The organism is Empedobacter sp. UBA3239 (assembly GCF_002362875.1).
Lineage (GTDB): Bacteria > Bacteroidota > Bacteroidia > Flavobacteriales > Weeksellaceae > Empedobacter > Empedobacter falsenii_B.
The window spans coordinates 1-9,498 of the sequence record NZ_DEVJ01000017.1; the positions used below are offsets into that span (position 1 = coordinate 1).

The following is a 9,498-nucleotide window of genomic DNA, read 5'->3' on the forward strand; positions in this document are numbered from 1 at the left end:
TTTTCAATCAAATGAACAACTTTATTATTTATTAATCAAAATGCACAACGGGTAAAACTAATATTTTTAATCATAATTTTGATTTAAGTTTTGTAAAAAATCAGCCATATCCTCAATTCGTAATTGCAGCTTACTCCCTACTTTAAGGCAGGATGAAGGCAACATAGTGGCAGTAGAGTGTATACAATACTTTTTTTGGACGGTTGAAAGTTGACAGCAATTCGTCTAAGTTCCCGATACTAAAATCAGAGATTTTCACTCGAACTGACGAAAAGTACAATTGTTTTTCAAGAGTTTTAATTTTGTTGACAGTTCGGGTTGAAAAAAAATGGTGAATCATTACACTCGAGTTTTGTATTTTCACTGTATGAAATGATTAGACGGTGATGGTTTGCTGATTTAAGCAAAGCAACAGCGGATACTTTGTGGTTATCGACTCGGGTGAAATTGTCGCTTCGCGACAATTGTTTATTCAAGAAAAATCATTCATCTATTATTAATCGATACTTTCGTAATCGTGTTTTTCTGCAATATGATCAATAAAAGATACTTTTCTGAGCTTCGCATTTCGTTTTGGAATAATAGGGTAACCTTTGGCTTCGGCAAATACTTTTGTGAATTTTGCGCCGAAATATAGAATTGTTGCAACATAATAAATCCACAACAAAAGAATAACCAACGAACCTGCCGATCCAAAAATGGTAGAATATTTGGAGTTTGCGATATAAATACCAATTAAATATTTTGCAATAAAGAATAGAATCGCCGTAAAAAACGCTCCTACAAAAGCTTGTTTTGCTTTGATACGTGCATCGGGAAGAATCTTGAAGAGAATATAAAATATCAAAATCGAGATTGAAATACTCAATGTATTATTAAGAAGAATAACTGTGGTCTTCGTCATAATGGTATCGAGTTCGAAAAGACTGAAAATTTCTTCTCCAAAACTCATTAATATACTATTTAATATTACTGTTGCTATTAAAACTATTCCTAATGAAAGGATAATCAAAAATGAAAGCCCTCTATTTATTACAAATTTCAACCAAGCTCTACGAGGAACTGCTTCGACACGCCAAATAAGATTGAGACTATCTTGCATATCGGTGAACATTGTTGTAGAACCAAAAATCAAAATTCCGATACCTATATATAAAGCAAGCGAACTATCTCCTGAAATGGTAGAATTTGTAACAAAATTTTGTACAGCTAAAGCGACATCTGGACCAACAATATTTTTAAGCTCATAAAACATTCGGTTTTCGATAGCATCTTTCTTAAAGAATAAACTTGCACTGGAAATTACAATCAGAATTAATGGTGAAAGTGAAAACAATGCGTAATAAGTTAACGAAGCACTCAATTTCATAATTCGGTCCTCACCAAATTCAACAATTGTCTGTTTTAAAATATTAAAGTAGAATTTTAGTTGCTTCATTAAATTAATTACTTTAGAGATTAAAGATACAAATTCATAAAATCTATAACAAAAAAAAGACCATTCGATGAATGGTCTTTAAAAAAATATATTAAATCTTAGCTTACACTAACATTGTAACAGGATTTTCGATGTACATTCTTAATGTTTGTAAGAATTGTGCACCTGTTGCTCCGTCTACTGTTCTGTGATCACAAGCTAAAGATAATTTCATTGTGTTACCAACTACAACTTGTCCGTCTTTTACAACTGGTTTTTGAATAATTGAACCAACTGATAGGATACAAGAGTTTGGTTGATTGATAATCGATGTGAATGATTCGATTCCAAACATACCTAAGTTTGAAACAGAGAATGTTGATTTTTCCATTTCATCTGCTTTTAATTTGCGATCTCTTGCACGACCTGCATAATCTTTGACCTCAGCAGAAATTTGAGCAAATGATTTTTGATCTGTATTTTTAACAACAGGAACCAATAAACCATCTTCTACAGCAACTGCCACACCGATATTGATATCTCCATGTTGAATAATTTCTGTATCTGTCCAAGTAGAATTAACAGCTGGATGTTTGCGTAAAGCCATTGCACATGCTTTCACAATCATATCGTTGAATGAAATTTTCGTATCAGGCACCGAGTTTAATTGTTTGCGCGCAGCAATCGCATTATCCATATCCAACTCTACATTTAAGTAATAATGAGGAGCTGTAAATTTAGATTCAGCCAAACGTTTAGCGATAACTTTTCTCATTTGAGAATTTGGAATCACTTTATCTTCTCCAGAAACAAAAGTTTGAGCTGGTTTAACTGATTCAGATTTTGCTTCCGCTTTTGGTTGAGCAGATGGTTGATAATTTTCGATATCTTTTTTCACGATACGTCCATTATCACCAGAACCTTTCACCTCTGCTAAATTAATTCCTTTATCTTTTGCAATTGTTTTTGCTAATGGCGATGCAAAAATACGATCAGAAGAAGAAGTTTCTTCAACCTTATTATTTACATCTAATTGTACAACTACTGGTTTTTCGTCATCAACAACTTCTGTAGAAACTGCTGGTGCAGCAACTTTACCTCCGTTTGCTACAATTGCAGAAACGTCAGTACCAGCTTCACCAATAATTGCTAAAACAGAATCTACTGGTGCAGGCTCGTTCACTTTAGCTCCTTGATATAATAAAACACCATCAAATTCTGATTCGAATTCTTGCACTGCTTTATCTGTTTCAATTTCTGCTAAAATATCACCTTCCGCAACTTGATCTCCAACATTTTTGTGCCAAACAACTACAGTTCCTTCTTCCATTGTATCAGAAAGACGAGGCATTGTAATTACTTCCACATTTGCAGGAATTTCTGCAACAGGTTTTGCTTCTTCTGTTTTTGTTTCGCTGGGAGTTGATTTTTCTTCTTTCACTTCAGTAGTTGCTTTTGCTCCACCTCCAATTAAACCTGAAATATCTTCTCCTTCATTTCCGATGATTGCTAAAATCTCATCAACATTTGTTGATACACCTTCTGCAACACCTTGATATAATAATACTCCGTCAAATTCTGATTCGAATTCTTGGATTGCTTTATCTGTTTCGATTTCTGCTAAGATATCACCCTCAGCAACTTTATCTCCTACATTTTTGTGCCATTTTACAACAGTTCCTTCTTCCATTGTATCGCTTAAGCGAGGCATTGTAATAATTTCTGCCATGGTTTTTAGTTGTTTTCGATTTTATCTAAGAATGGATAATTTTCTTCTGAATAGATATAATCATACATTACGTGTTCTTCTGGATAGTTAGAGTTTTCTGCAAATTCTGCACATTCTTCTACCATCACTTTTACTTCATCAATAATTGCATCTAATTGTTCTTTAGTTGCCCAATTGTTTACTAAGATATGATTCTCAACATTCAAGATTGGATCTTCTTGTTTGTACTCTTCCACCTCTTCTTTTGTACGATAAGGCTCAGCATCAGACATAGAGTGACCTCTATAACGATATGTACGTACATCTAAGAAAGTTGGTCCATCTCCACGACGCGCTCTTTCAATAGCTTCGTAAGCTGCTTCTGCAACTTTTACAGGATCCATACCATCTACAGGCATACAAGGCATTTCGTATCCTAAACCTAATTTCCAAATATCTTCGTGGTTAGCAGTACGAGAAACAGAAGTTCCCATAGCGTATTGATTGTTTTCGCAAACAAAAACAACTGGTAATTTCCAGTTCATCGCCATATTAAATGTTTCATGTAATGTCCCTTGACGAGTTGCGCCATCTCCCATTAAACAGATTGTAACACCATCGCGGTTGAAGAATTTATCACCAAAAGCAATTCCTGCTCCTAATGGAATTTGTCCACCAACGATTCCGTGTCCACCATAAAAATTATGTTCTTTACTGAAAACGTGCATAGATCCTCCTAAACCATGAGAAGTTCCTGTTTCTTTACCACATAATTCAGCCAAAATACGTTTTGGATCTACACCCAAAGCCATAGGCCAAACGTGACAACGATAAGCAGTAATCACATGATCTACACCAGGTTTCATTGCATGAATAAAACCAGCTGGTAAAGCTTCTTGTCCATTGTATAAATGTAAGAAACCTCTAATTTTTTGCTTTAAATATAATGAACGACACTTATCTTCGAAGCGACGCCAAAAAGTCATATCACGATACCATTGTAGGTACGTTTCTTGCGTTAATTTTTCCATAATTGCACAATTCCGTTGGAACAAATTTAAACTAATCTATTTAGTGTACAAAATTGCTACCCTAAAAATTCATCAGTAAAATGCAATGGAAGCAAATCTTTAGCAGAATTTATCACCAAAACATCACCTTCTTTTCCAGATAAAATAATTTCGATTGGTTGCGATTGTTTCTTTTCAATCTCTAAAATATATTGACGACACATCCCGCATGGAGGCAATGGATAATTGACATTTGGCGTAGAAACAGCCAATTTTTCAATCTTAATATTTGGGAAGTTTGCATTTACATAAGCCAATAAACCTCTTTCGGCACAAGTCCCGACTGGATACGAAGCATTTTCTTGATTTGAACTCGAAAAAATTTCTCCATTTTCTAATTGAACAGATGCACCAACATTGAAATTAGAATAAGGCGCATATGCATTCAACGAAATATCATAAGCCTCTTCTACTACTTTTTTTTGTTCTGCTGCAAGCTCAGATTTACTCTCGAATCGTTCAAATTCAAAAGAATATTTTTCTTTTTTCATATAGAATTTACACCAAAGTGTATTATTTAATTAATTATTAAATACTTAAATCCTCTCAGCTATTTTATTCAATAGAAAAAGGAAGTAAATTTATAAAAAAATATTTTATGTTAGTGAAAATTTTTGCAAGTGCTATTTTCGGAGTTTCCGCAAAAACAATTATTGTGGAAGTTAATATTGATCAAGGTGTCGGGTATCATTTGGTTGGTTTGCCCGATAGCGCAATAAAAGAAAGTAATTTTAGGATAAATGCTGCACTAAAAAATTCTAATTTGAAATTACCTGGTAAAAAAATCACGATTAATATGGCGCCAGCAGATTTACAAAAAGAAGGTTCTGCCTATGATTTACCAATCGCAATTGGAATTTTAGCAGCTTCGGAGCAAGTAAATTCTGAACAACTCCATAAATTTATAATGATGGGCGAATTATCGCTAGATGGTTCACTTCGACCTATAAAAGGTGCATTGCCGATTGCAATACAAGCAAAAGAAGAAGGTTTCGAAGGAATTATTTTACCCAAACAAAATGCAGACGAAGCAGCTGTTGTAGAAGGAATCGATGTTTTTGCGGTTAATAACATCAGAGAAGTTGTTGATTATTTTAACGAAGAAATCATTTTACAACCTCATCAAGTTAATTTAGATGATTATTTTTTTAGTGAAATGAATAATTATCCTTTCGATTTTGCTGATGTAAAAGGTCAAGAAAATGTAAAACGTGCGATGGAAATCGCTGCTGCAGGAGGACATAACATTATTTTGATCGGTCCTCCAGGAAGTGGAAAAACAATGTTAGCCAAACGAATTGCTTCAATTCTTCCGAAAATGACCGTACAAGAAGCGCTCGAAACAACAAAAATTCATAGCGTTGCTGGAAAATTATCTAACAAATCATTAATTGTAAGTCGTCCTTTTTCTAGTCCACATCATTCTATATCGGATGTCGCCTTAGTCGGCGGTGGTTCTTATCCACAACCTGGAGAAATTTCTTTGGCGCATAATGGTGTTTTGTTTTTGGATGAATTACCCGAATTTAAGCGAACTGTTTTAGAAGTTATGCGTCAACCTTTGGAAGATCGAGAAGTCACAATTTCGAGGGCAAAATTCACTGTGAATTATCCTGCGAGTTTTATGTTAGTAGCTTCTATGAATCCAAGTCCGAGCGGTTATTTTATGGATGATCCAAACAACACTTCCTCTTTAGCGGAAATGCAACGTTATATGAATAAAATTTCTGGACCACTTTTGGACCGAATTGATTTACATATCGAAGTGAATCCTGTTCCGTTTGATGATTTGTCGCAAGAACGTCGTGGCGAAAAAAGTGCTGTGATTCGTGAACGTGTCATTAATGCAAGAAATATCCAGACCAAACGATTTGAAAATACAAAAGTCCATTACAACTCGCAAATGGGACCAAAAGAGTTGGATACTTTTTGTGATTTAGATGATCATTCGAAGCATTTAATCAAAGTTGTTATGGAAAAATTAAATCTTTCTGCTCGTGCGTATGATCGAATTATTAGGGTTGGACGAACAATTGCAGATTTAGATAATTCTGAAACTATTCTTTCAAAACATATTAGTGAAGCTATTCAGTATAGAAGTTTGGATCGAAATCAGTGGATGTGAGTTTAATTGTTAATGATAAATTATGCGTTATGCAAAAAAAAGGAATCTCTTTCAAGATTCCTTTTCCATTTACTAAAATTCAAATTCACCAACCAAAATTCCTTCGCCGCTAGAATTTGGCTTGTTATTCTGGAAAGTAATCATTTTCTTCATTTGTTTTCCTGAGCTATACATCAAGTAAATCTCTGCCGAAATAGTTGTTGGCCCAGAAATACTCATTTGTCTTTCTCCGAAAAAATTCGTTTCTATTTTATATTTTCCTTTGATCGCTTTTTTTAACATAAATTGTTCTGGTCCGAAACCTTGCGTCACATCCTCGCTCATTCGTCCACCAATCGCAGTTGTACGATGTCCGTAGAAACATTTTTCGCCATTTGGATCCGTCACCCACAAATCAATATCTGTCATATCTTTGTTCCAATTCATCACCACACGAATATCAACCGGAATATCAACAATGATATCTTTATTAATTTTCGATAAATTCAATTCTTTTCGATGAAGCGAAATCAAATTATTAACTTCAGGCACAATAATCTCCGTAATATCGCGATCTCGTGTCGTTATTTCTACTGAATAATCATTCGTTAATACTTTATACAGATATTCTAAAGCCGATTGATATTGCTCATTGTCTTGTAACGCCAAGGCATAATCACGATAACTTTGTGCATCAAAAGGTCGCCATTCTAATACTTTTTTCGTGATAAATAATTCGGTTTGATATTCCTCAATTTCTTTCAATTTATATGCTAACATTTTATACAATTCAGCATCTTCTAAACCTAGATCTGCAATCGAGCTTAAAATTTTTAATCCAGTTTCTCTTTCCTTTTTCTGAAAGAAAAATGTTGCCACATCAAAATAATACGCAGGTGTTTCAGCATAATCATTTCTCAAATCTAAATAAGTTTGATATGGATTTTTAGACGCTTCTATCAACTTCATGTATTCTTTATCCGATTTTACATTGACTATTTTAATTTCCGGAACCGAAGCTGATGATTCATCCTTCATTTTTTTATCTGCAACAAAATTAGCCGAAGCATAACCTAAACTTCTCGATTCTCTTCTCACTCCATTTGCTGTAACTACCATAGCTTGTTCTGCACTAGATTCCATCTCCATTACAGCTGTTGTTCTAGGCTCTGGCATTACCATATTCACTTGTACAGTCTCTTCTAAATAAGTTGTAGAATCCCCAACAGGTTTTGGATATTTTGGTTTTATATATTTAAAATCTTTCTTCCACCATTCTTTCAATTCCTTTGCTTTCGCAATTGCATTTTTCAACAAATCAGCTTTTCGAGTTTCATTTTGTTCAAAACCTTGTTTCGATAATCTATTAAATTCATTTTGCAATTCCGCTGGTGGATTGATTTTATATTTCACATAATCCGAAACATTTTCCAAAACAATCAAACTTGTGTTCGACGTCACAATCGAAAATTGTTTCCCAATTTCTTCTATCTCTGTTTTATTTTGCTCTGGATTCAATTCCAAATAATTCACTTTACTCTGCGCCCAAATTTTACTGATTTCAAGATTTTGAGTTGCTTTACTCAAATCCAATTCTTTGTTGAATTCCACTTTTCCATTTCGTCCAAACATCATCGTTAATTTTGCATTTGGATACTGAGAAATTCCCGCAATCGAAATTCCATTGTTCACATCATTTATCGAAATTGGATAAACTTCTCCCGCTGTATTGTTGATAATTCCTAAGAATTGAACCGAACTTTCATTGATTTGTTTGAACGCATTTTCTACAGAATTTTCATTTAGATTGATAAATTTTCCTCCAACTTTTTGCGCAATCATTTTCAAAACGCCATAATTAGAAGTCGGCGAAGACGCAATTGTATAGAAAGGTTTATCGATATTAAATATATTCGAGCCAAAAGACGAAATTCCATCCGAAAACAAAAGATATTCGTCTGCTTTCAGATTTGTTGGAAGAATTTTCGCATAATTTGTTCCTCCATCATACGTCACATTTTCCAAATATTTTTTCAATTCTGACCAATCACCATTTTTAATTTGAAAAAATCTCGATTTTTCCAAAGAAAAATTCAATAACGAAACTTCAATATTTAGATTTTTTTGTTGAGAAATAATTTTATCTAAAAATTCTAACTCTTTTTGATGATTTCGTTTCAAACCACTCAACGAATTATCCCAGATAATTCCAATATTTTTTGACCAAACTTTTGGTTGAGATTTTGCATCAACCAATAAATTCGCATAAAAATAAACCGAACCATCTACATTTTTCTGAACAAAAGATTCTACATTATTCGGCGATTTCGGAAGATTAATAATCAATGATTTTTTAGGTGTAAAATCTGTTTTCGACAAATTTGCTTCATATATATTACTATTTTCCGAAAAATTGAACGAACCATCTGGCGTTTCAATCAATTGTGGTTTTCCAGCAGCATTGTACACTTTTGTTGTCAAATTAAACTTCGCAATTTTTTTCGAAGAATCTAACGGCAAATGATATTGATACGACGATTTATCCAATTTTAATTCTTGGTAATACGATAACTGAATCGTACGTGAACCTTTTGCTGGAATCGGAGAAATACGAGTTCGAAAATTATTTCCTTCTACTTTTTCGATGATTCCAGGGTCGATATTTTGCTTCTGAATAATTTCGAAAACCTCAACCGCACGCACTTTTGTAACAGGAACTGCATTTCGCAATTTTCCATTAATATCAATTGCATATCCACTAACAGTCGTGTTTTCGGGCAAAGGGAAAACTAAATTCCCTTCAAGATTTCGACTTGATGAATTTGTAAAAACTAAAGTTGTTGTCGTTTTGGCCAAATTTCCAAAAATCTCAACTTGCACATCCATCGATTGCAAACTCACAGAATTTTCGTCTGGGCGTTCACCAATTTCGATACGCGGAAATCCGATTCGAATATCTTGCGCATTTATTTTTGTAGAAAAAAACATTCCAACAAAAACAAAGAAAAAAGAAAATAACTTTTTCATATTGTTTGATTTGTAAGTTAGATGCAACAAATTACAAAAAGGTTGGTTGATGTGAAAAAGTTTTAAGTGTTGAGTTGTTAGTTATAAGTTTATTTCAGATTTCCCCTTTTGTCAGAATCACATTTACTTGATTCGCATTATCAAAATTATCTTTCTGATTTCTATGACAAAA

The 9,498-nt window shown here is 33.6% G+C and carries 6 protein-coding genes; 1 reads left to right on the forward strand and 5 read right to left on the reverse strand.

Annotation, left to right across the window (positions count from 1 at the left end):
* Window positions 1–496 precede the first annotated feature (496 nt).
* The 4 genes from B4G36_RS03005 to B4G36_RS03020 all read right to left on the reverse strand — a co-directional run bounded on the left by B4G36_RS03005 (window position 497) and on the right by B4G36_RS03020 (window position 4,686).
* Window positions 497–1,438, reverse strand: a complete 942-nt coding sequence (locus B4G36_RS03005; RefSeq protein ID WP_291061908.1) for a YihY/virulence factor BrkB family protein — start codon at window positions 1,436–1,438, stop codon at window positions 497–499.
* A 103-nt stretch (window positions 1,439–1,541) separates the two neighbouring features.
* Window positions 1,542–3,146, reverse strand: coding sequence for a pyruvate dehydrogenase complex dihydrolipoamide acetyltransferase (locus B4G36_RS03010; protein ID WP_291061910.1), 1,605 nt, complete (start codon window positions 3,144–3,146; stop codon window positions 1,542–1,544).
* 5 nt (window positions 3,147–3,151) lie between these two features.
* A complete protein-coding gene (gene pdhA / locus B4G36_RS03015) occupies window positions 3,152–4,156 on the reverse strand; it encodes a pyruvate dehydrogenase (acetyl-transferring) E1 component subunit alpha (RefSeq protein ID WP_125349669.1) in 1,005 nt (334 codons plus the stop codon).
* A gap of 56 nt (window positions 4,157–4,212) precedes the next feature.
* Window positions 4,213–4,686 (reverse strand): cytidine deaminase, encoded by a 474-nt coding sequence (locus tag B4G36_RS03020; protein ID WP_038337075.1) that lies wholly within the window; start codon window positions 4,684–4,686, stop codon window positions 4,213–4,215.
* 107 nt (window positions 4,687–4,793) lie between these two features.
* Between B4G36_RS03020 and B4G36_RS03025 the strand changes: the two genes are divergently transcribed.
* Entirely contained in the window at window positions 4,794–6,320 is a 1,527-nt protein-coding gene (locus B4G36_RS03025) for a YifB family Mg chelatase-like AAA ATPase (RefSeq protein WP_114999055.1), read from the forward strand.
* 72 nt (window positions 6,321–6,392) lie between these two features.
* Here B4G36_RS03025 and B4G36_RS03030 read toward each other — a convergent pair whose 3' ends face one another.
* Window positions 6,393–9,326 carry a VIT domain-containing protein gene (locus tag B4G36_RS03030; protein WP_291061912.1) on the reverse strand — a complete coding sequence of 978 codons (2,934 nt, stop codon included), beginning with the start codon at window positions 9,324–9,326 and terminating at the stop codon, window positions 6,393–6,395.
* Window positions 9,327–9,498: the final 172 nt, after the last annotated feature.

What these genes read in the sequence shown, in the direction of transcription:
- B4G36_RS03005 (WP_291061908.1), bottom strand. Translation starts at nt 1,438, where the DNA reads ATGAAGCAACTAAAATTCTACTTTAATATTTTAAAACAGACAATTGTT.
- B4G36_RS03010 (WP_291061910.1), bottom strand. Translation starts at nt 3,146, where the DNA reads ATGGCAGAAATTATTACAATGCCTCGCTTAAGCGATACAATGGAAGAA.
- pdhA (WP_125349669.1), bottom strand. Translation starts at nt 4,156, where the DNA reads ATGGAAAAATTAACGCAAGAAACGTACCTACAATGGTATCGTGATATG.
- B4G36_RS03020 (WP_038337075.1), bottom strand. Translation starts at nt 4,686, where the DNA reads ATGAAAAAAGAAAAATATTCTTTTGAATTTGAACGATTCGAGAGTAAA.
- B4G36_RS03025 (WP_114999055.1), top strand. Translation starts at nt 4,794, where the DNA reads ATGTTAGTGAAAATTTTTGCAAGTGCTATTTTCGGAGTTTCCGCAAAA.
- B4G36_RS03030 (WP_291061912.1), bottom strand. Translation starts at nt 9,326, where the DNA reads ATGAAAAAGTTATTTTCTTTTTTCTTTGTTTTTGTTGGAATGTTTTTT.